At 65.4% G+C, this 20,717-nt stretch carries 20 protein-coding genes, 1 tRNA gene and 1 rRNA gene; 9 read left to right on the forward strand and 13 right to left on the reverse strand.

Translation table 11 applies throughout. The annotated features are described in order from the left end of the window. The 4 genes from CFB40_RS00005 to CFB40_RS00015 form a co-directional block, all read right to left on the reverse strand. Positions 1-104, reverse strand: a 16S ribosomal RNA gene (locus CFB40_RS00005); the annotation flags it as partial. A gap of 176 nt (positions 105-280) precedes the next feature. Further along, a complete protein-coding gene (locus tag CFB40_RS37690; protein ID WP_143329793.1) occupies positions 281-463 on the reverse strand; it encodes a hypothetical protein in 183 nt (60 codons plus the stop codon). Positions 464-676: 213 nt separating this feature from the next. Further along, positions 677-1,207: a cytochrome b gene (locus tag CFB40_RS00010; RefSeq protein WP_175237668.1), complete on the reverse strand. Its 531-nt coding sequence runs from the start codon at positions 1,205-1,207 to the stop codon at positions 677-679. Next, a complete protein-coding gene (locus CFB40_RS00015) occupies positions 1,207-2,301 on the reverse strand; it encodes a catalase family peroxidase (protein WP_089430374.1) in 1,095 nt (364 codons plus the stop codon). The genes CFB40_RS00010 and CFB40_RS00015 overlap by 1 nt, the downstream gene beginning before the upstream one ends. Positions 2,302-2,457: 156 nt before the next feature. Between CFB40_RS00015 and CFB40_RS00020 the strand changes: the two genes are divergently transcribed. Together CFB40_RS00020 and CFB40_RS00025 are read left to right on the forward strand one after the other, a co-directional pair. After that, a complete protein-coding gene (locus tag CFB40_RS00020) occupies positions 2,458-2,979 on the forward strand; it encodes a sigma-70 family RNA polymerase sigma factor (protein WP_089430375.1) in 522 nt (173 codons plus the stop codon). After that, a complete protein-coding gene (locus CFB40_RS00025; RefSeq protein WP_089430376.1) occupies positions 2,976-3,734 on the forward strand; it encodes an anti-sigma factor family protein in 759 nt (252 codons plus the stop codon). Before CFB40_RS00020 ends, CFB40_RS00025 begins: the two co-directional genes overlap by 4 nt. Positions 3,735-3,982: 248 nt before the next feature. On the opposite strand, the gene CFB40_RS00030 is transcribed toward CFB40_RS00025, so the two are convergent. The 4 genes from CFB40_RS00030 to CFB40_RS37695 form a co-directional block, all read right to left on the reverse strand. Beyond that, on the reverse strand, positions 3,983-4,543 hold the full coding sequence (locus CFB40_RS00030; protein WP_256976491.1) for a hypothetical protein: 561 nt from the start codon (positions 4,541-4,543) through the stop codon (positions 3,983-3,985). A gap of 680 nt (positions 4,544-5,223) precedes the next feature. Then, positions 5,224-5,541, reverse strand: a complete 318-nt coding sequence (locus tag CFB40_RS00035) for a hypothetical protein (RefSeq protein WP_089430378.1) — start codon at positions 5,539-5,541, stop codon at positions 5,224-5,226. A gap of 76 nt (positions 5,542-5,617) precedes the next feature. Beyond that, positions 5,618-6,334: a hypothetical protein gene (locus CFB40_RS00040; RefSeq protein ID WP_143329794.1), complete on the reverse strand. Its 717-nt coding sequence runs from the start codon at positions 6,332-6,334 to the stop codon at positions 5,618-5,620. Positions 6,335-6,404: 70 nt separating this feature from the next. After that, the gene (locus CFB40_RS37695; RefSeq protein ID WP_143329795.1) at positions 6,405-6,698 is read right to left on the reverse strand and encodes a hypothetical protein; all 294 of its coding nucleotides are present in this window, start codon (positions 6,696-6,698) and stop codon (positions 6,405-6,407) included. Between the two features lie 479 nt (positions 6,699-7,177). Here CFB40_RS37695 and CFB40_RS00045 point away from each other — a divergent pair. Both CFB40_RS00045 and CFB40_RS00050 read left to right on the forward strand, forming a co-directional pair. Continuing rightward, positions 7,178-7,254: transfer RNA gene (locus CFB40_RS00045), tRNA-Val, on the forward strand. A gap of 308 nt (positions 7,255-7,562) precedes the next feature. Continuing rightward, on the forward strand, positions 7,563-8,066 hold the full coding sequence (locus CFB40_RS00050; RefSeq protein ID WP_089430380.1) for a DUF2628 domain-containing protein: 504 nt from the start codon (positions 7,563-7,565) through the stop codon (positions 8,064-8,066). A 100-nt stretch (positions 8,067-8,166) separates the two neighbouring features. Here CFB40_RS00050 and CFB40_RS00055 read toward each other — a convergent pair whose 3' ends face one another. Together CFB40_RS00055 and CFB40_RS00060 are read right to left on the reverse strand one after the other, a co-directional pair. Further along, positions 8,167-9,048 carry a sigma-70 family RNA polymerase sigma factor gene (locus CFB40_RS00055; RefSeq protein ID WP_089424105.1) on the reverse strand — a complete coding sequence of 294 codons (882 nt, stop codon included), beginning with the start codon at positions 9,046-9,048 and terminating at the stop codon, positions 8,167-8,169. Beyond that, entirely contained in the window at positions 9,048-9,524 is a 477-nt protein-coding gene (locus CFB40_RS00060) for a carboxymuconolactone decarboxylase family protein (protein WP_089430381.1), read from the reverse strand. Before CFB40_RS00060 ends, CFB40_RS00055 begins: the two co-directional genes overlap by 1 nt. 562 nt (positions 9,525-10,086) lie before the next feature. Here CFB40_RS00060 and egtB point away from each other — a divergent pair. From egtB to CFB40_RS00085, 5 genes are all read left to right on the forward strand, one after another. Further along, positions 10,087-11,310 (forward strand): ergothioneine biosynthesis protein EgtB, encoded by a 1,224-nt coding sequence (gene egtB, locus CFB40_RS00065; protein ID WP_089430382.1) that lies wholly within the window; start codon positions 10,087-10,089, stop codon positions 11,308-11,310. Continuing rightward, entirely contained in the window at positions 11,294-12,307 is a 1,014-nt protein-coding gene (egtD, locus tag CFB40_RS00070; protein ID WP_089430383.1) for an L-histidine N(alpha)-methyltransferase, read from the forward strand. Before egtB ends, egtD begins: the two co-directional genes overlap by 17 nt. A 296-nt stretch (positions 12,308-12,603) precedes the next feature. Further along, positions 12,604-12,906 carry a hypothetical protein gene (locus CFB40_RS00075; protein WP_046550033.1) on the forward strand — a complete coding sequence of 101 codons (303 nt, stop codon included), beginning with the start codon at positions 12,604-12,606 and terminating at the stop codon, positions 12,904-12,906. A 43-nt stretch (positions 12,907-12,949) separates the two neighbouring features. After that, a complete protein-coding gene (locus tag CFB40_RS00080) occupies positions 12,950-13,204 on the forward strand; it encodes a hypothetical protein (RefSeq protein WP_089430384.1) in 255 nt (84 codons plus the stop codon). Positions 13,205-13,392: 188 nt separating this feature from the next. Continuing rightward, complete coding sequence (locus CFB40_RS00085; protein WP_089430385.1) at positions 13,393-13,776, forward strand: hypothetical protein; 384 nt, start codon at positions 13,393-13,395, stop codon at positions 13,774-13,776. Positions 13,777-14,032: 256 nt separating this feature from the next. Here the strand turns inward: CFB40_RS00085 and CFB40_RS00090 are convergent, their stop codons facing one another. The 3 genes from CFB40_RS00090 to CFB40_RS00100 form a co-directional block, all read right to left on the reverse strand. Beyond that, on the reverse strand, positions 14,033-17,059 hold the full coding sequence (locus tag CFB40_RS00090) for a type III restriction-modification system endonuclease (RefSeq protein WP_089430386.1): 3,027 nt from the start codon (positions 17,057-17,059) through the stop codon (positions 14,033-14,035). After that, entirely contained in the window at positions 17,059-19,077 is a 2,019-nt protein-coding gene (locus CFB40_RS00095) for a site-specific DNA-methyltransferase (RefSeq protein ID WP_089430387.1), read from the reverse strand. The genes CFB40_RS00090 and CFB40_RS00095 overlap by 1 nt, the downstream gene beginning before the upstream one ends. Before the next feature lie 334 nt (positions 19,078-19,411). Then, on the reverse strand, positions 19,412-20,542 hold the full coding sequence (locus tag CFB40_RS00100; protein ID WP_089424113.1) for a porin: 1,131 nt from the start codon (positions 20,540-20,542) through the stop codon (positions 19,412-19,414). Positions 20,543-20,717: the final 175 nt, after the last annotated feature.

Raw genomic sequence — 20,717 nt, forward strand, 5'->3', positions numbered from 1 at the left:
TCGCCACTCGCCACCAGGTGCAAGCACCCGTGCTGCCGTTCGACTTGCATGTGTAAGGCATGCCGCCAGCGTTCAATCTGAGCCAGGATCAAACTCTTCAGTTTAAACCTGTTACTGTTTTCGGTTCAGTTAAGAACCGGTCGCTCACTCAAAGCTGACAGGAATATGAATTGCTTCATAAACCTGACTTACTTTAGTGTGAGACTCTTGATACTTTCGCTATCTGATCCGAGGATCAGCTCGCTTTCATCAAGCGCCCACACTTATCGGCTGTTAATTTTTAAAGAGCATTCTGCGAGGAACTTCGTGTTTCCCAGCAGCGCTGCGTTTTCAGCAGCAGAGAAGCGAGATTATCAACCGTTTTTTTAAATCCGTCAACAACTTTTTTAACTACTTCGTTGCGACGACTGCGGTTTAATTCCATTTGCGCTGGAGTTGTTAAAACCGACATCAACAGCAGCACTTCTCTTTTCCCCCGCGCTGCGTTTCCGTTAGCGCGAAAGAGGCGTGATTCTAAGCACCCGCCCCAGTCTCCGCAACCCCTTTTGTGAAATTATTTTGACATGGGGTGCCGGAGGCCCTGAACGGCTCTATTAGTCATATATAAGCGGCACGGCAGGAGCCGCCCCGGTTGCCCGTGAACAGCCCCGCCGCATCGAACGCAACCCACCGTCGCTCACCGCCCTACCATCGCCCTCACCACGCCGTCCCGTCGAATCAGCCCGTGATACAGCGCCGCGGCAAAGTGCGCGAGGAACGTCGCGAAGAACAGATATGCCAGCACCCGGTGCGCGACCCGGAGCCAGGCAAACGTCACCGGATCAGCCGACACCAGCGCCGGCAGCTGCACACCGCCGCCCAACGTCACCGGATACCCGCCCGCCGACAGCATCGCCCATCCGATCAGCGGCATCGCGAGCATCAGCGCATACAGCACGAGATGCGACCCGTGCGCAGCAACCTTCTGCCACCACGGCAGATCCTCGGGCAATGCCGGCGGCTTCGACAGAATCCGCACCACGATCCGCACGCAAACCAGCACGAGCACGGCAATACCCAGAGGCTTGTGGATCGCCACCAGAAGCGCATGCCGCTCAGAGACAGACGCCACCATCCCCACCCCGATGAACAGCATCGCGATGATCATCGCGGCCATCACCCAGTGCAGCACCCGCGCCGGCAAGCTAAACGTCGTCGAAGCCTTCATCACCGTCCCTCCCCACTCAATCGCGCCACGCCCGCTACCCCGGCCTCTTCACTCGTCCTGCGCAGATACGAATCCGCGTAAGCCGCCGACCGCGCCGGCAGCAACGGATCTCCCGACACCTGAATCCCCTGCGGCAGCACCGTCGGGTCGTAATTCACGTCGCGGCACGGCCCGCTGTCCTGCGCCTCCACGTGGTCGAGCACGAGCGTGCCCGCATCGATCGTCGTGCGCTGCGCGGGCCAGACCTTCGTCGCGTCGTCCACCGGGTCGCCTGGCTCCGCCAGCGTGACCAGCAGCTTCCACTTCTGCGGACCGGCAGCGATCCGCTGCGTCACGTCCTGCTGCAGCACGTTCGGGTCCGCCGCCGTCGCGACGTCGCCGGCGCCGGCCGTCTGCTCCGGCACGACGCGCCATCGCACCGCCTGGCGCTTGCCCGCCGCGTCGACGAAGTAGAACGCGTTCAACCCGTAATAGCTCTCGGTGACGTAACTCGCGCTCGGCTTCGCACCTTTGATCCACTGCAGGAACGCGGCCGTCTCCGGATGCGCGCCGAAAAACGCCTTCACCTTCGCCGGGTCGGGCTTGCCCGTCTTCGGATCGGGCCGGGTCGCCATCAATTGCGCGTAGAACGCCTGCGGCGTCGCCACCGGAAACACGGGCATCGCGTTCATCCCGGTGCGCCATTGCTCGCCGTCCGGCGCGGTGAGCCTCAGCGCGAGGCTGCGGATCGGCACGCTGCTGTCGGGTGCATACGGATTCCCGCCCGGCAACGCGAACCGCCCGACCACCGGCGTGCGCACCGCCTTGAAGAACGGCGCGACCGAATACGCGCTCGCCGCACCGTTGCCTTCGAAGTAACCGGTCACGCACACGCCCTTCGCGTGATTGCGCCGGAAGCCCGGGTGAATGCCGCCGCCGGCCGTCTGCAACGCGTCGACGATCCGGTGCGGAGTCAGACGCGCCGGCGCGAGCCAGCCGCCGACATACCCGAACGCCACGGCCACGCCGGCCACCGCGCCGCCGATCGCGGCCCAGCGCCACCACCCGCGCCCGGGCTCGCGCCGCGGTGAAGAAGAGGAAGAAGATCGCTCCATATATAGACTCCCGACCATCAGGTCATTGTCGAACCCGCGTAGGACGCCGCCCACGCCGCTTTATTCCACGAAAAGTTTTTTCGTATGCTGGTGGAATAAGCGGCGCCCACCGGCGTCCTACGTGGCATCTCGACCCATTCGGCAACCGGCCCGGCCATGCCCTCCACCGCCCTCGACGACGAAGCACTGCGCGAACTCATCCCCAGGCTGCGACGCTTCGCGCTCTGGCTCGCGCGTGACGTCCACGCGGCCGACGATCTCGTCCAGTCGACGCTCGAGCGTGCGCTGTCGCGCTGGTCGAGCCGCCGCGACGACGCGTCGCTGCGCAGTTGGCTCTTCACGATCCTGTACCGGCAGTTTCTCGACGGCAAGCGCAGCGCGAAGCGCTACGCGTGGCTGCTTGGGCGCATCCGCGACGACGACGAAGCGCACTGGCCGTCCGCCGAACGCGAATTCGCGGCGCGCGCGACGCTCGAAGCATTCGGCCGGCTCCCCGACGAGCAGCGCAGCCTGCTGCTGCTCGTCGCGGTCGAGGGCTTCACCTATCAGGAAGTCGCCGACCTGCTCGACGTGCCGATCGGCACCGTGATGTCGCGGCTCTCCCGCGCGCGCCAGGCGCTGCGCCAGCTCAGCGACGGCGAGCTTCCCGCTCCTTCTCTCCGGTTGATGAAGAAATGAACACGCCTCCGAACGAACACGACCTCCAGGCCTACGTCGACGGCCAGCTCGACGACGATGCGCGCGCCGCGGTCGAGCGCTATCTCGCGCTGCATCCGGAGCGCGCGGAACAGGTCAGGCAATGGCAGCAGGATGCGCAGCGGTTGCGGGCCGCGCTCGAGAGCGTGCGGATGCCGGCGGATAACCCCGCGCTCGACCCGGCGGCGATTCGCGGACGGCGCATGGAGCGCACGCGGATGCGGTTCGCGATGGCGGCTTCGTTCGTGTTCTGCGTCGGGCTCGGGACGTTCGGCGGCTGGCAGGCGCGCGGGTGGAACGCGCCGCCGCCCATCGCGCCGATGAGCGATGCGGTCGAGGCTTACCGGATGATGGTGGTCGATCAAACGGCCAAGGTCGATTACCGGCCGACCGGTGCGGGAGATTTGCAGGGGTGGCTCACCCGGCGCGTGGGGGCTTCGGCGAAGCTGCCGGATTTGAGCGCGGCGGGGTTCAGGCCGGTCGGCGGGCGGTTGTTCACGACCGATAGCGGCGCCACGGCTGCAATGGTGCTCTATGAGGACGAGGCCGGAAGGACGCTGAGCTTCTATATGCGGCCAGCGGAATCGAAACATCGGCTGCTGCCGGCCGGGCAACGCGTAGATGGTGCGTTGCTCGCGCGATATGGATCGGTGAACGGGCTCAACTATGCGGTGGTCGGGCCGGCCGGGAGTCTCGCGGAGAAAGCGGTCGTGCAGGCGCTCGATCAGCAGACTTGAAGTGGCAGGATGCGCGCCCGGCTGGCGATTGGTGGCAGCCGCCGGCGCCTTTAGTGGGGCGGCCCGGCGGGCTTGAACGGGCGCCCGCTCACCATTCGCCTGCACAGCGTTTCGACTGGCTTTCCCGGGCTGTTATTCACACCGAGGCCACGCCGGCGCCCTCACCTTTGGAATCACAGGGTTTCGAGTCGCCGCGGAACAGGATATCCACATCGATCACCGGTAAGCGATCTGGTTTCCAAGGCGGGCTACGATCCTGTCCGTCCAGATAGAGTCGTCACCGAGACCTGGCTGCCGGCAAGCATCTTGTTCGTCCGGCGCACGAACACCCAGTGCCAAACCCAGAGGAAAACCGCGACGCCGCCAGCGATCGAGCCAATGGTATTGGGTATCAACGAAAGAACCTGGGCAAGACACCACCCGATGCCGCTGATCCGGCCGAACGAGCGCAACCCCGACAGAGCCGGATTGATACGAGACTCCGCTTCCAGGGACTTCGCAACGTTGGAAATAATGAAGAAGTCCTCGATGAAGTTGTAGGGCAAGAGGAACATCAGCCAGACGCTGTTGGGTTCGGCCGCACGCGATCCTCGGTTGACCGATTTCAGGGTCGTCCTGAGGTCGCTCGCGTAGGCATAGACCAGCGCCAGGAAAACCGCGATGACGACGATGCTGCCGATCGCCCCAAGCACCGCTATTTCGCCGAGAACGCCTCCGTCTTCGGAGGGATGGACAACGGGATAGGCGAGCCCAAAGGCAATGGGGATGCTCAGAATGGCCTTGAGAATGGTCCGTGCAGTTGCGCTCATGTGTATCGGCGGGAATCGGTGCGTTGTCACCGGCAGCATAGCGAACGGTCATCCTCGCCGGGCGACTTTGTCCTGGCATATGCCGCCTTCTCTCGCGACGCTCGCCGAGTCGGTGCCTGAACCGCACCGCGAATCGTGGAGTCGAGTTGTATGAAAGTGCGATATCCACGACCCGTGAGGTAACGCGAACATCCTCGCCGAATTCGCGTACCCTCACCCGTTGAATGCACAGGATTTCGAGTGCGTTGGCTGATCGATATCCACAAGGCATTCCATCACTACGGATCGCACGAGCACGCTCCACATCGCCTGCGCTATTCCGGAAAATCCCTGTCGGACAAGGCGTTCGGGCTGATTCGCATGGTCGAATGCATGGCGCTCACCTGTCTGACGCACAGCGATTCGACTCGTTGGGTGTGTGAGTTGTCCACATACACGCTGTGGACAAGCGCACAAACACGTTGCACGTTCCGCATGGACCCCGCTCTCAGGGCTTGCTTCTCTCCGTCCAGTTGCGTGCTCGAACATTCTGATCGGCTTGTCGAGGTCAACATTCACCGAGATCCGCACCCAGCTTGTGATTCGGGCAAACGCGCACCTTGTGTAAGCACAGCGTTTCGCATCGTTTTATGCCGCAGTTGTCCACACGTGAAGGCTGACGATCTTCATCACCTCCGAAGTCACTTGGTCAGATAAACCCCGAGAATCTCGCCGGTTTCCGGAGAAACGACGTACTTCATCGACGTCCCGAGCGGACTCGCGTTGCCGAGCCCGCGCATGCCCGGCGGCATCTTCGCCATGAACGTCACGCTGATGACCTGATCCTCAGGCGTCGGATCCGCCGTGGCTTCACTTTCGTCTTCGATGCAGATCTCGAAGTTGCGCAGGTCCTGACCGGTCTTCGCAAAATCCTCATAGGCGGACTTCAGGCCGAGCAACGTCGCTGTATTGAGCCGAACGGAACATCGATCGACCACGCCGAAATTCAGTTTGCTCATGGTGATCTCCGGATATCACGGGTTAGGGCCGATGTCGTACTGCGCGATCATGCCCATCACGATTGCCCTGTTGCGTTCACGTCCGCGTGTCGTCCTTGCGCAGACCGCTACGTTCCAGCACCTCTCGCAGGCACACCGGACACACGAGCTCACCGGCGTCCCACATCTGCACGAACGTCGCCCGCTCACCGATGCGAAACGTCGATTCAACGATGTCGATGTCCGGCCCGAGCACCTTGCGCAAGAACGCTTCGTCGAACCAATGCGTGGCCCCATGCTCCACGCTGGCATTGATCACCCGCACGACGTGACAATCGCGTATCACGTCGATCGACAAGATAGCGGCCTCGATATCCGGTGAGGTTCGCGTCGGTCGGATCAACCCGTGCAACTCGCAGCGCGCGAAGCCGCGGGGCCAATTCGCATTCGCCGCGACGACGGACGTGTCGAACGCCTGCTCTTTCGTCGTCGGTTTATAGGGCACCTCGCCGGAACGCACGAGCAGCTCGTCCAGGCATGCCGAACACAGACGCTCCCGCAAGCGCTCCAGCGCCGCGATCTTCGGAAACGCCGTCACGTGCGCAACGTCGTCGATAAAGGTCGCATCGACCTCGTGCTCGGCAAGTTCAGCACACAGCATCCACATTTCCAGGCTGTATTTCCGTCGGTCGAGCGAAACCTTCACGAGCTCGCCCGACATGAACTGCCCGCGCTGCCGGATGCGCGCGGCGATGCCCTTCGATGTCGTGATGCCGTTGTCGCGTCCGTGCCGACCGCAGTGCATGGGGCCCATTACCCGCTCCGGTTGCGGGCAGCGCTCGCGTTGCCCAAGTCTTGCTTCGGTTTCATCGTGTCGGTCGTCATCATTCCCTGTAGTCGAGATCGAACTTCACGTTGAATCGCTCGCCTTTGTAGCAGAAACACAGGACATCGGCTTCCGGCATCGACACGCGTTGCTCGAACACGATGTCGCACGGGTGTTGTTGCAACCGGCGTACGACGGCATCGATCTCGAGTGCGTCTAGCCGGGCCAACGAAGAAATACTCATCTGTCGTGAACCTGTGCGCCAGTCCTTCGCATCCTGAATGCCGGCGATTCTACAGACACAGCGGCTCGCGCATCGTCCGATGCCCTCATAGCTCGCCGCTTCGTTCATCCGATCACTGCACGCAGTGCATATCCTGCGCGGATCACAGTCGGCGGACTGTGCTTATCCAAAGGTGTTAACAGAGTTCGTATACATACGTAGTGATAGTTAACAAACCCGGTGCCTCACAGTGGATAACGTCCCTAACCCCATGAATTCTCGACGGGAAGCAGAATGCATAACCCTGGGTGCGCGACGTGAACAGCTCCCGGCAGCACAGAACAACTTTTCGTCGATTCACAGCCGCGGCGACATATCCTCAATCGTTCCACTGTGAATCCAGAGGCTTGCCGGAGGGTTATCCAGAGGGCTATGTGGATAACACCACAGCGCATCGACGCGTTTTGCTGTGATGCAAACAGGTGAAGCCAACGTTCCCGGCATCGCCACGCAACATCGATCGTCGGCCTCCGCGCACCTTGATTCAAAAAATTTTCACGAAGGGGCTTGTGCTCCTCAAAAACCCTCTCTATAATTCGCGGCTTCTTAGGCTCGTAGCTCAGTTGGTTAGAGCACCACCTTGACATGGTGGGGGTCGTTGGTTCGAATCCAATCGAGCCTACCAACGAACAAATGAAGGGGTCTGGCAGCACAACTTGCCTACAGGCAATGCGGCTCGTCAACATACAAACGCCACGCGGCAACATCGCGTGGCGTTTTTCTTTTTCCGGCCGAAACAACGCATGTCGCCCCGATGCGTTGCGCGATCCGCGGCATCGCATCCTTCCTCACCGACACCTCGATCCGCCATACAACGGCCACTGTGCTGCGCGTAGAATCGTGTGCGCATCGAAGCAGCGGTTCCGACCGTCGCCCGACCTCCAGCACATCAAAACAACGACGCGCGATCCGCGCGACTGAGAGCACACGACCATGTCCGACGTCACGACCGCCACGTCATCCGCGAGCAACGACGAGATCGCCGCTTACGTCGGAAAGAAAGCCGCCTGGTTCGAAAGGAAGTGGGAGATCGCCGCATCGCGAAAGAATCGGCAGTCGTGGAACTGGGCAGCCTGTTTCCTCGGCCCGGTGTGGATGGCGTATCGCTGCATGTACTGGCAGGCGGCGGCCGTCCTTGGCGCGACGCTCGCGATTACTCTGGTCGAGCTGCTGTACTTCCCGAGTTACTTCGAATCGAGCATGCTCGACCCGGTCACCATCGGGATCGCGGTCACGCTCGGCTGGTGCGGGAACAGCCTCTACAGGACGCACGTCGAACGCAGGATCGAAAAGCTGCGCCCGAGCGCGACGTCCCGCGAATCGTTGCTCGCGCTGCTGGAAGCGCAGGGCGGCACGAACTGGCTCGCAGCAGCCGGTTTTGCGATTGCAACGCCGTTGCTCGGCTTCCTGATCTACATCATGGCCGGAACGTATTGATCGCAGGAGCCGGCGGCCGGCAACGCAGGGCGAAGGATGAAGAAAAGGGCGCATCGCGGCCGCGCATGCGCACGGCACCCGACGCGTGATCCCATCACCCTCAATGCAGATGCTTCAACTTGTCAGGATTCCGCACGACATAGATCGCGACGATTTTCCCGTCCTCGATCTCGAGCGCCGTGGTCTGCAGCTCGCCGTCCGCTTCCTGCGTGACGAAACCCGGCAACCCGTTGATGAACCCCGCACGCACGAACGTCGACGCGTGCGTGGCGAACAGCTCGGCCAGGTACGCGTGCACCTTCATCACACGCTCGAAGCCGAACACCGGCGTGCCCGCGGCCGGGCGCTTGCCGCCGCCATCCGCGTGCAGGCTCACGTCCTCGGCGAGCATCGCGCCGAGCGCGCGCATGTCGCCGCTGCGTGACGCCGCAAAAAACGCCTCCGCCAATTCGATCCCGCGCTGCTTCTCGACATGGAAGCGCGGCCGCGCCTCGCGCACGTGCGTGCGGGCCCGCGCGGCGAGCTGCCGGCACGCGGCCGGGTCACGCTGGATCGTCGTGGCCACTTCGTCGAACTCGAGGCCGAATACGTCGTGCAGCAGGAACGCCGCGCGTTCGAGCGGCGAGAGCCGTTCGAGCGCGAGCAGCAGCGGCAGCGTGACGTCTTCCTGTTCGTCTTCCTCGACGACCGGCTCGGGCAGCCACGGGCCGACATAGGTCTCGCGCTGGTGCCGCGCGGACTTCAGCTGGTCGAGGCACATGCGCATCACCATGCGGCGCAGGAACGCTTCAGGCACGCGCACCTCGGTGCGGTCGACGTCCATCCATCGGATGAACGCCTCCTGCACCATGTCCTCGGCATCCGCGACGGAACCGAGCATCCGGTACGCGACGCGGATCAGCGTGCGGCGCAGCGGGTCGAAGCTCGCCGCCGCATCGGCCCGTGTTTCGGCGCTGCCGTTGGCCGGATCGAGGGTCGGCATCAGGCCACCATCTTCGCGGCGGCGGCCTTTGCATCGGCCGGTTCGATCCACAGCCCGAAGCCGACCGCGAGCCGGTTCCAGCCGTTGATCACGTTGATCATCAGCGTGAGTTTCACCTGTTCCTCCTGGCTGAAGTGGTCGTTCAGCGCCGCGTAGGCCGCTTCGTGCGCCGCGTGGCCCTCCGACAGTCGCGTGAGCGCGTCGGTCCAGCCGAGCGCCGCGCGTTCGCGGTCGGTGTAGCAGGGCGCTTCGCGCCACGCGGACAGCAGGTAGATGCGCTGCTCGGTCTCGCCTTGCTCGCGGGCTTCGGCCGCGTGCATGTTAATGCAGTTCGCGCATGCGTTGATCTGCGATGCGCGGATCTTGACCAGCTCGATGAGCGTCGGCTCGAGGCTCTGCGCGGCGGCGACCGAGACGGTCATCCAGTGCTTCATCAGGGCCGGCGCGGCGGCAAACGGGTTGAGTTTCGCAGTCATGGTCCTTCTCCTTTGGTGTGGGTTCCGGGGATATGACGAGCGAGCCCCCCGCGTATGTGACATCGACGCGAAATTTTTTTTGAAGCCGGTGAGCGGATCGGCGTGGAAGGCCGCGGGGGAAGGGCGGGCAGGGTGCTCGTCGAATGCAACAAACGCGGCGAGCATGCTTCGCGCGCAAGTGCTGGTCAGACGATTTCGCATTCACATCAGGGAGACGATCACGGCCGCGAACGCCCGCGGCATGAATCGAGCACAACGGCCGACGCCCGGGCCTCCACATGCCCCTCGATGCGCGCCGTTGTCAGCAATTGGCAACTGATCGGTTGCTTTCATTTACATTTATCTGGCGTTTCATCCGCATCTCGGTCAGCAACATTCACATTTCTGGCCCATACTGTTCTGCACGGGCAGATGAAGTGACGCCGCATCCGCGGCCCGGCGCGCGCGCCGGCTGCCCGACGACGCAGCAGCAGGTCGCACGTCAGCCGCGCGCATCACGCGCAAGGCTTTCCTTTTTCCGGCAACACGCAACGCAGCGAATCGCGACGTGGACGGTAAACCGATGAGCCTCCTTGCATCACAGCTTCAGCGCCGTTACCAGGACGTGCGCGCCCATAGCGTCGCGTTGACCGCGACGTTGTCCGCCGAGGACCAGGCCGTGCAGTCGATGCCCGACGCCAGTCCGACGAAATGGCACCTCGCGCATACGACCTGGTTCTTCGAAACCGTCGTGCTGATGCGACGCGTGCCCGGCTACGCGCCGTTCAACGCGGCATTCCAGTTCCTCTTCAATTCCTATTACGAAGCGCTCGGCCCGCGCCATCCGCGGCCGCAACGCGGGCTGCTCACGCGCCCGTCGCTCGACGAGGTGCATGCGTACCGGCAATACGTCGACGACGCGATGCTGCGCGCGCTGGCCAGCGCCGACGCGGCGCTGCTCGAGACGATCGCGCCCGAGGTCGAGCTCGGGCTCCATCACGAGCAGCAGCATCAGGAGCTGATCGTCACCGACATGCTGCACGCGTTCTCGTGTAACCCGCTGAAGCCGGCGTTCCGGCCGCGCAACGGGACGGACGCGGGCGCGATGGCCGCGGGCGACGCCGGCGCGCAGCACTGGCTGCATCAGCCGGGCGGGCTCGTCGAGATCGGCCACGACGGCGAGGCGTTCTCGTTCGACAACGAACGGCCGCGCCATACGGCGCTCGTGCGGCCGTACGAGATCGCGAGCCGCCTGGTGACGAATGCGGAATTCGCTGCGTTCGTCGCCGACGGCGGCTATACGCGCCCCGAGTTCTGGCTGTCGGACGGCTGGGCCACCGTGCAGCGGGAAGGGTGGCAAGGGCCCGCGTACTGGATGCCCGACGACGACGATGCGGCCGCCACGCGCGTACGGCGCACGTTCGGCCTGCACGGCGTCGAGCCGCTCGCACCCGACGCGCCGGTGTGCCACGTGAGCTTCTACGAAGCGGCCGCGTATGCGGAATGGGCCGGCGCGCGCCTGCCGACCGAATTCGAATGGGAAGCCGCGTTCCCCGCCGAAGGCATCCGGCAGATGCTCGGGCACGTGTGGCAATGGACGCGCTCGTCCTACGAGCCGTATCCGGGCTTTCGGCCGCTCGTCGGGGTAGCGGCCGAATACAACGGCAAGTTCATGGTCGGCCAGCAGGTCCTGCGCGGCAGCAGCATCGCGACGCCGCCCGGGCACGAACGGCCGACGTACCGCAATTTCTTTCCGCCGGCCGCGCGCTGGCAATTCACGGGAGTGCGACTTGCGCGAGACGTCTGACCAGACGGCCACGAGCGGTGGCCAGCAACCCGCCCGCGATTCGCGGCCGAGCGCGTTCGAGCGCGACCTGATCGACGGACTGTCGCGTACGCCGCGCAGCATTCCGCCGAAATACTTCTACGATGCGGCCGGCTCCACGTTGTTCGATCGCATCTGCGAGTTGCCCGAGTATTACCCGACCCGCACCGAGCTCGGCATCCTGCGCGATCGCGCGGCCGAGATCGTGCGGCGCGTCGGCCCGCATGCGGAACTCGTCGAATTCGGCGCGGGCTCGCTCGAGAAGATCCGCGTGCTGCTCGACGCGTTCGCGGGCAACTATGCGAACGCGCCGGCGCGCTACGTGCCGGTCGACATCTCGGCCGACTACCTGCACGGCGCCGCCGCGCGGCTGCGGGCAGCCTATCCGTGGCTCGACGTCGCGCCGATCGCCGCCGACTACACGAAGGCCGAGCAACTGGCCGAGCTGACCGCGACACCGGCGCGGCGCATCGGCTTCTTTCCCGGCTCGACGATCGGCAACTTCGCGCCGGAAGAAGCCGATGCGTTCCTGCGCGATGCCGCGCGGCTGCTGCGTGGCGGCGGCCTGCTGGTCGGCGCCGATCTCGTGAAGGATGAGCGCACGCTGCACGACGCGTACAACGATGCGCAACGCGTGACCGCGCAGTTCAACCTGAACCTGCTGGTGCGCGCGAACACCGAGCTCGGTGCGGATTTCAACGTCGATGCGTTCTCGCATTGCGCGTTCTACGACAGCGCACGGCAGCGCATCGAGATGCATCTCGTCAGCGACGTCGCGCAGATCGTGCACGTGCGCGGCCACGCATTCCGCTTCGACGCCGGCGAGCGCATCCACACGGAGAATTCGCACAAGTTCACGATCGACGGTTTCCATGCGATCGCGCGCCGCGCTGGATTCGTGCCCGATACCGTGTGGACCGACGCGGACAACCTGTTCAGCGTGCACTGGCTGCGCAGCGTCGACGATATTCGCGCGTGATGCACGTGCTTGCGAACCGCTCGCGTGCGGTGCGGGCGGTTCGCTTTCGGCGCTTTCCAATGCTCGCCGGCGCGTGCCGATCGCCCGGTTTCGTGCCGAAAATCCCTTTTTTACCGCTCCGATGCACCGCTGCAACGGTGTTTGGAATGCGGCCTCTTCCTTGTCCCGCAAGGCTTTTCGGGAACCCGTAAACGTCCGTTACCTGTCTCGCATACCCGTTTCACCTGTGTCTGTGTCCGGTGCCTAGACTCCGAACCGTATTCACATGACGCACGACACGTGCAGGGAGTTGCGAGATGAACAAGAAACTCATTCTCGGTGCAGTTCTCGGTGTAGCGGCGCTGGCAGCTTCGGGCGTCGCCTCGGCCCACGTCGACCTGTCGGTCGGCATCGGCGTACCCGCCTATGCGGCGCCGGCGCCCGTCTACGTGGCGCCGCCTCCGCCCGTCATGTACGCGCCGGTCGGCTATCGCGACGACGGTTGGCGTGGCGACGGCTGGCGTCAGCGCGAATGGCGCGAACATGAGTGGCGCCGCCGTGAATGGCGCGAGCACGAGTGGCGCGATCGCGGCGGCTGGCGTGGCGGCCGCTGGGATTGAGCGAAGCGGCTCGACTTGATCTCCACACGAGGAGAATGAAAACATGATGCCCATTCGACACATCAGGCTGGGTGCCACCGCGGCCATCGTGGCGCTTGCCACGATCGGCAGCGCGCACGCGGCGGGCTGCATGAAGGGCGCGGTGGTCGGCGGTGTGGCCGGCCACTATGCGGGGCACCACGCGGTCGTCGGCGCGGTGGGCGGCTGTATCGTCGGCCACCACATGGCGAAGAAGCAGGCGCAGGAGCAGGCCGCGCAACACAGGGCCGCCGCGCAGGGCATGCAGCCGGCGCAGTAAGCATCATCGTCACCGGGGCGGCGCTGCGGCGCCGCGCCCACCTGCCTCGTTCCCCGCTCAAGCACGATCCGGATTGATCTGACGAATGCGCGCCGCGCGCCTCGTTACGATCATTTACAACGTCGCGTGGCGCGAATCCGGCGCGTTCATAAAATGCAGTCACACGAACGCGCTCCAGGGAGCACAAGATGAAACAGCAACGATATCTGTCCGTACTGACGGCCGCGCTGCTCGCGCTCGGCACGGTGTCCGCGTATGCCGCAGCCGGCGGCAATGGCGGTGGAAACGGTGGTGGCGGCGGAGGTCACGGTGCAGGCGGCCTGGGCGGCAATGCAGGCGGCATGTCCGCCGGCCACATGAGCGGCCATGCGCTGAGCAACTCGAACGGCATGCACGCGGGCGACCGCGACAAGGGCCTGTCGCGCGCGGCCGACCGCTCCGACACGATCGCCGATCGCGCCGGCGCGCAGCCGGGCCGCGGTCACACGCACGCACACGCGCATGGCCACACGACGCACGCGTCGACGGCCACGCATCATTCGCATCACCACGCATTGGGCCGCACGCTTTAAGCGCGGCGCGCAATCGTGACGGAAGGGCGCTTCGGCGCCCTTTTTTCATGGCGGGACTGCAACGCGGCTGTCGCGCGAAAACATCGTGCCGACCCGATTTGCAACCAGCCGTAACCGCGCCGCGAACGGGCGCGAATACGGATCGCTTACACGCGGGTAACAGACCGGAAATCGGCGCAAGGCGCGCGCATGGCGAGCGCGCCGGGCCGCGTCGAGAAAGCCGATAAAAAAGGGCGGCTCATCGCCGCCCTTCGTTTCAGCGCCCGGCGCTCGCCAGGGGCACTGCAGGTTCAAACAAAGCGTCCGCCTGCCTCACGCGCACGAAGCGCGCCGCGCCGTCGCCGTCCACCAGCGCCCGGAAGTGCGCTTCGCCGCACGCGAGCTTCGCCCGCTCGTGCTCGCTCGGCACGTGGCCGTCCGCATTCGGCGTATCGACGACGAAGTACAGCCGTTCGCCGCCGTCCTGTTCCGCGAGCACGGCCCAGTCCGGGTGATAGCTGCCGAGCGGCGTCTGCACGCGGAACCATGCAGGCAGCTTCGCGTACAGCTTCACGCCGTCGTGCGCCTCGAGCGCATCGGCGAACGCGCGTTCCGCGTCCGTCTCGCATACGACTGCCTCGTGGATCGACTTCTGCGCATCGGGCCGCAGGTTGCGCAGATAGCCGGTCAGCGCCTCGCTCTCGAACGATTCGAGCGCATGCACATGGCGCTCGCCGAGCTTGTGGTACGCGATGCCCGCGACGAGCGCGAGCCGCTTGCAGCGGTTGATCGCATCGGCCGCGACCGCGATGAACTGCTGCGGATTCACGCGGAAATCCTCGAGCCGGCCGCTGTCGGCCAGGATCGTCGCCAGCGAACGGCGCGTGAGCTGCGTGCGGTCCTGCAGTTCGGTGAGCAGGTCGGGCAGCGGCAGCTCGCCTTCGTCGAGCAGCACCGTGCCGGCGCCGGCCACCTCGATCGCCTCGATGCCGGCCTTGCCGATGTCGATCTCGGCCTTGCGCCACTGCAGCCGTGCGCGGGCGATGTCCGGCGCGTCGTGCAGCGCGGCCGCGCAGTCACGCACGAGCTTCGCGTTGTCGAACTCGACGCGGTACACGGTGCGATGGCGGATGCGGTCCCACAACGCGCGGAAATCCTCGCCGAACACGACGGCCTTGCCCGACGCATCGCGCCGCAGCGCGATCGCACGGCGCTCGTCCGCGTTGCGCACGGCGAAGCGGCCCGACAGCTTGCGCAGCGTCGCGACGATTGGCGCGCGCAGCACCTCGAACGCCTCCGGCAGCACCAGCGCGCTCTGGCGCAGCGCATCCTTCAGCCGGTCGAGCACCTTGCCTTGCGCGTCGACGTAGCCTTGCTCGTGCAGGTGGTTCCACAGCACGCGCGACAGCTCGACGCCGAGCGCATGCGCGGGCCCGTCGCCTTCCTGCACGGGCAGCGCCGCGAACTGGTGTTCCTCGACGATGCCGAAACGGATGCCCGTGTCGGCCTCGATTTCCTTCTGCAGGTTCTCCGCGAACGACTCGTAGCGTTCGGTCGCGATCACGGTGAGCGTGTTCACGCCCGGATCGCGCACGCGTTCGCCGTCCTGGTCGACGGCAAGGCGCAGCCCGCGGCCGAGCGTCTGGCGGCGCTCGCGCTCGGTCTGGATGTCGCGCAGCGTGCAGATCTGGAACACGTTCGGGTTGTCCCAGCCTTCCTTCAGCGCCGAGTGCGAGAAGATGAACTTCAGCGGCGTGTCGAACGACAGCAGCGCTTCCTTCTCGCGCATGATCAGGCCGTACGCACGCTCTGCGTTCTCGCGCGCCGCGGCGCTGCTTTCGCTCGTGTCGGTCCAGCCGCCCTTGCGGTCGATCGAGAAGTAGCCGTTGTGCGCGCGGCCGACTTCGAGCGCGACGTCGACGCCGTCGAACAGCGCGCGGTAGGCCGGCACGCGTGCCGCACGTGCGTATTCCTCTTCGAAGATCAGCGCGTAGTCGCCCTTCGCGGGCATGCCGTTTTCGTCGTAGCGGCGATAGCGCTCGACCGAATCGACGAAGAACAGCGACAGCACCTTCACGCCGCGTTCGGCGAGGCGCAGTTCCTTGTCCAGATGCTCGCGGATCGTGCGGCGGATCATCTCGCGCTGCACGGCGAGCGTGTCGATGTCGCCGAACGCCTCGCCGAGCGACAGGAACGCCTCGCCTTCCGGATGGCGCAGCTCGACGTATTCGGCGCCCTTCACCGCATGGACTTCGCCGATCCGCAGCCCCGCGTACAGCGCGCGCTTGGTCAGGCGTTCGAGATCGTCGCCGTCGGTGGCCGACACGATCTGGCGCTTCACGCCGGCCGTCGTCGCGACGTCGAGCTCGATGCGCGCGCTGATCGCGCCGCGCCGGTTCGACACGCCCACGAGCCGCACGTACGGCTTGTTGTGCGCATCCTCGACGATCGCCGACGCGATCTCGATCTGCTTGACCAGCTTGCGCTCGTACGCGTCGACCGCGTCGAGCCGGTACACCATGTGGTGGCGGTCGACGTGCGTGGCCGAATAGCGCAGCGTGCAGAGCGGCGCCATCGCGGCGAGCGCTTCGCGGCCGCGGCCTTCGAGCCCGCCGTCGACGCTTTGCGGCTCGTCGACGATCACGATCGGCCGCGTCGCGCGGATCAGGTCGATCGGCTTCTCGCCGCCGGTCTTCTCGCTGTCCTTGTAGAGGTTGTTGATTTCCTTCTTGTTGATCGCGGCCACCGTCATCACCATGATCTGGATCGCCGCGCTCGCCGCGAAGTGGCGCACCTGGCCGAGCTTTGCGGAGTCGTACAGGAAGTAGTCGTACGGCACGCCCGCGTACAGCGCGCGGAAATGATCCTCGGTGATCGAGAGCGTCTTGTGCACGCCTTCCTTGATCGCGATCGACGGCACGACGATCACGAACTTCGTGAAGCCGTAGCGGCGGTTCAGCTCGAAGATCGTGCGCAGGTACACGTAGGTCTTGCCGGTGCCGGTCTCCATCTCGACGGTGAAGTCGCGCGAGCCGGGCAGGCCGGACGGCGGCAGCCCGCCGCGCAGCTGTACGTCGGCGAGGTTGCGCGCGAGCGCGTCGTCGGTCAGCGACAGCCGGTTGCCGACGCCTTGCTCGGACACCGCGAAGCCGAGCGAGCCTTGCGCGGCGGCCGTCGTGCCGGGCGCGGCGTTCGCGAGCACGCTGAAGTCGCCGCGATACGATTCCTGGCCGCGAAACAGGTCGCAGACGGCGTCGATCGCCTCGCGCTGGTAGTCGAGATCCGCTTCGAAATGCAGCCGCATCACAGGCTCCGCACGCGCTTCACGCCGTGCTGTTCGAGCAGCGCGGCGAGATTGAGCTTCGCGACGTCGTCGACGAAGCCGCTGTCGCGGAACAGGCACGTGACGTCGTGCGTCGTGCCGGTCGCATCGAGCAGGTCGACGATGCCGTCGGCCAGCGGCCCCGCGTCGTCGCGCGAAATGCGCGCATCGAAGCACGCGACGATCGCGCGGCCGATCAGGTGCACGGTCTTGCCCGCCACCTGGTGATGCTCGACCGGCGTGCACAGGTCGAGGCCGAGCTTCAGCGTCAGCTCGGCGAGCAGGTCGTCCTCGGTGCGGCCGGTCTTCACGTGCTCGACGGACGCGAAGAGCGCGTGGTCGAAGTCGTCGCGGCGCGGGTCCCACTCGATCACGTTGGTCGTGTCGAGCCGGTACACGCGAAAGCCGAGGTCGCCATAGCTTTCCGGATAGTCGCGCGCGACCTGCTGCGCGGCGCGGCGCAGGCGTTCCTTCGTGATTTCGGCGAGCGTCAGCGGCTTCTTCAGCTTCGCGCAGAAGTCGGCGGCCGCCGTCTGCGTCTTGTCGCGGCGGTCGAGCGCCTCGGGCAGCTGCACGAGGATGTAGCGGCGCGCGCCGCCGTCGGTCGCGTTCACCTGCATCACCGCGTGGCCGGTCGAGCCGGAGCCGGCGAAGCAGTCGAGCACGATGTCGTCGCCGCGCGTGCACCAGCCGATCACGGCGGCCGCGAAATCGACCGGCTTCGGCAGGTCGAACGGGATGCCGAGCGTCTTCAGCAACGCGTCGTCGGAGCCGGCGAACGGCAGCACCGACGGCACGTTCTCGTACATGTTCTCGTCGAGGTAGTAGATCCGCTGCGGCTGCGTGGTTTCATCCGCGCCGAATTCGATCTGGCCGCGCTCGATCAGCGCCTGCATCGTCGCGGGCGGGTTGCGCCAGCCGCGCGCCGGCATCGCGCACGGCTTGCCGGTGACCGGGTGGATCAGCGGCGTGAAATACTCTTCGGGCGCCTTCTTCTTGTTCGGCCAGGCCATCGACACGAGGCGGTACACGCGGCCTTCCGGTGACAGCCGGTCGTACATCACCTCGCCGCCGGACAGGTTGGTCTGCGCCTTCATCCATGCGCGGTACGCCTTCTGCGCGTCCTTCGCGTTGCCGCTGCGGTAGACGGCGTCGTGCGCGGCGTCGAGCATGCGCTGCGCATTGCGCTTCGGACGCTTGAGCGGCGCCTGTTCGAGCAGTGTCTCGGCGTTGCGCGCGAACAGCACCAGCGATTCGTGCTGGTATGCGACGCCGCGCGCGTCGCCCTTCGGGTTGCGCTTGTCCCACACGGCCACGCCCAGCTCGTTCTCCTCGCCGAAGATCTCGCGCAGCATCAGCACCAGTGCGTGCACCTCATGCTCGTCGATGTGCACGGCGATCAGCCCTTCGTCGGACAGCAGCGCGTGCGCGAGCTTCAGGCGCGGATACATCATGTTCAGCCAGTCGGTGTGGAACCGGCCGTTCGCTTCGGTGTTGGTGCTGCGCTTCACGCCGCCGTGGGTCTGCCCGGTCATCGCCAGGTAGTGGCGGATGCTGTCGCTGAAGTCGTCCGGATAGACGAAATCGCTGCCGGTGTTGTACGGCGGGTCGATGTAGACGAGCTTCACCTTGCCCGCGTAGCTCTTGTGCAGCAGCTTCATCACGTCGAGGTTGTCGCCCTCGATCACGAGATGGCGCGTGTCGTCCCACGCGACGCTGTCGTCGGGGCAGGGCCGCAGCGTGCCCGTCGACGGCGTGAGCGCGGCCTGGCGCGCGCTGCGCTTGCCGTGCCAGTGGAAGCCGTAGCGCTCGTCGGCGTCGCCGACCGTGCGGTCGCCGACCAGCGCCTTCAGCACGTCGACGTCGACCGACGCGCCGTCCGGGCCTTCGGTCACGAGTTCGGGGAACAGCGCCTTCAGGCGCGCGACGTTGTCGGCGGTGAAATCCGTCGACATCGCCTGCGGGCTGGCCGCATCGAGTTTCTGCATCGTCTTTTCCATCGGAGCCCGGCCGCGCGCGCCAGGACATCGGGCGCACTCACGGCCCCGGCGGCAACGGCCACCCGGGCAAACCCGAAACGCTATCGAGTCACCCGGCCGAGGTCAAGCGCCGATGTGGGGCGAGCGTGCGGGCATCGGCCGCGATTGCCCGCCGGACGGGCCGCCAGCGGCTTCGGGCCGGTTGTCGCATGGCCGACGGGCGGGCGCCTGGCAGGCGTCCCGGGCGCGCTCGGGAAAGGACAAAAAAAGGGCACGGTCGGCGCCAAGCGCCGGCGTGCCCGCATGGAGAATCCCGGACGGAGGTGCGGCGGGGCCCGTCTGGCCCCGTTTCAGGTCAGAAGCGCGTGCGGATGCCCGACGTCAGTTCGAGCTGGTTCTTCGCGCCGAACGTCGACGACACCGTGTAGCCGCCATGCAGCTTCATGTAGTCGCCGGCCAGGTACACCTCGGTGCGCTTGCTCAGGTGGTAGAACACCGACCCGTAGATCGTCTCCTTGAAGCCGTTGGCGACGCCGTTGGTCAGGCTGAACGCGCCGAGGTTGGCGTTCGGCGTGAAGCCGTCCGCGTTGTTCGCGGCGTTCTTGATGCGCATCTGCTGGTAGCCGAGCTCGTAGTCGAGCGCGCCCTTCGGCGCGATCTTCATCGACACCGTCCACGAATCGTCGTGACGCTGGCCGAGCGGGCCCTGGTCGCCGTTGTAGCGGAAGTAGCCGGCATTCAGGCGCACGATGTCGAACGTGTAGTTGCCGCCGACCGAGAACGTCTGGTTCCGGAAGCCGTTGTGGTTCACGTGGTTGTAGAAGCCCGACACGTTGAACGGCCCGCCGTTGTAGCCGAGCGCGGCCTGATACGCGGAGCCGGTCGCGAACGAGGTCGAGTTGCTGAACTGGTAGCCGGCGCTCGCGAAGATGCCGTTGCTGAACAGCTTCTTCCACGCGACGCCGTTGTTGTAGCGCGTGCCGGTCGGGCCGGCCGCGTAGAAGATCATCTGCTTGAAGTTGTTCGAGTTGGTCCAGCCGCCTTCCTCGGTCGTCAGCTTCGAGGAACCGTACGCATCGCCGTAGATCGTGGCCGCATCGCGGGCGATCGTGTTCTGGAAGCCGGCCGTCAGCTTGCCGAAGCGCTCGTCCTCGACGCCCACCCACGCGTCGCGGTCGAAGATCTGGCCTTCGTCTTCCATCTGGCCGTTCGCGACCACGAATTCGCTTTCGAGGCGGAAGATGATCTTCGTGCCGCCGCCGATGTCTTCAGCGCCGCGCAGGCCCCAGCGGCTGCCGCTGAACCACGGTTCGCCTTCGTTGCCCATGCCGATCACGTGTTTGCCGTTCGCGTCGGCGTGGGTCCGGTAGGTCGGAAAGCTCAGGTCCATCAGGCCGTAGAGCTGCACGCTCGACTGCGCATGCGCCTGGGTGCCGGCGCACAGGCCAGCCGCCGCGATGGAAAGGGCAAGGGTTTTTCGTTTCAAGATCGTCTCCTCCGAGCTGCCGCATTGGAATCTGGTCGTTGGCAGTACGCAATGTATGCCGACTCTTGCCGGCCACAGCGAGAGGGCCGACGCATAACATCGTAGAGGGGGCAATCCTTCACGACGCTTTCCCGGAGGAAAGAATCGGATCGGTGAAAACACCGAACGCGCAACC

Origin of the sequence: Burkholderia sp. AU31652 (assembly GCF_002223155.1) — a bacterium.
Lineage (GTDB): Bacteria > Pseudomonadota > Gammaproteobacteria > Burkholderiales > Burkholderiaceae > Burkholderia.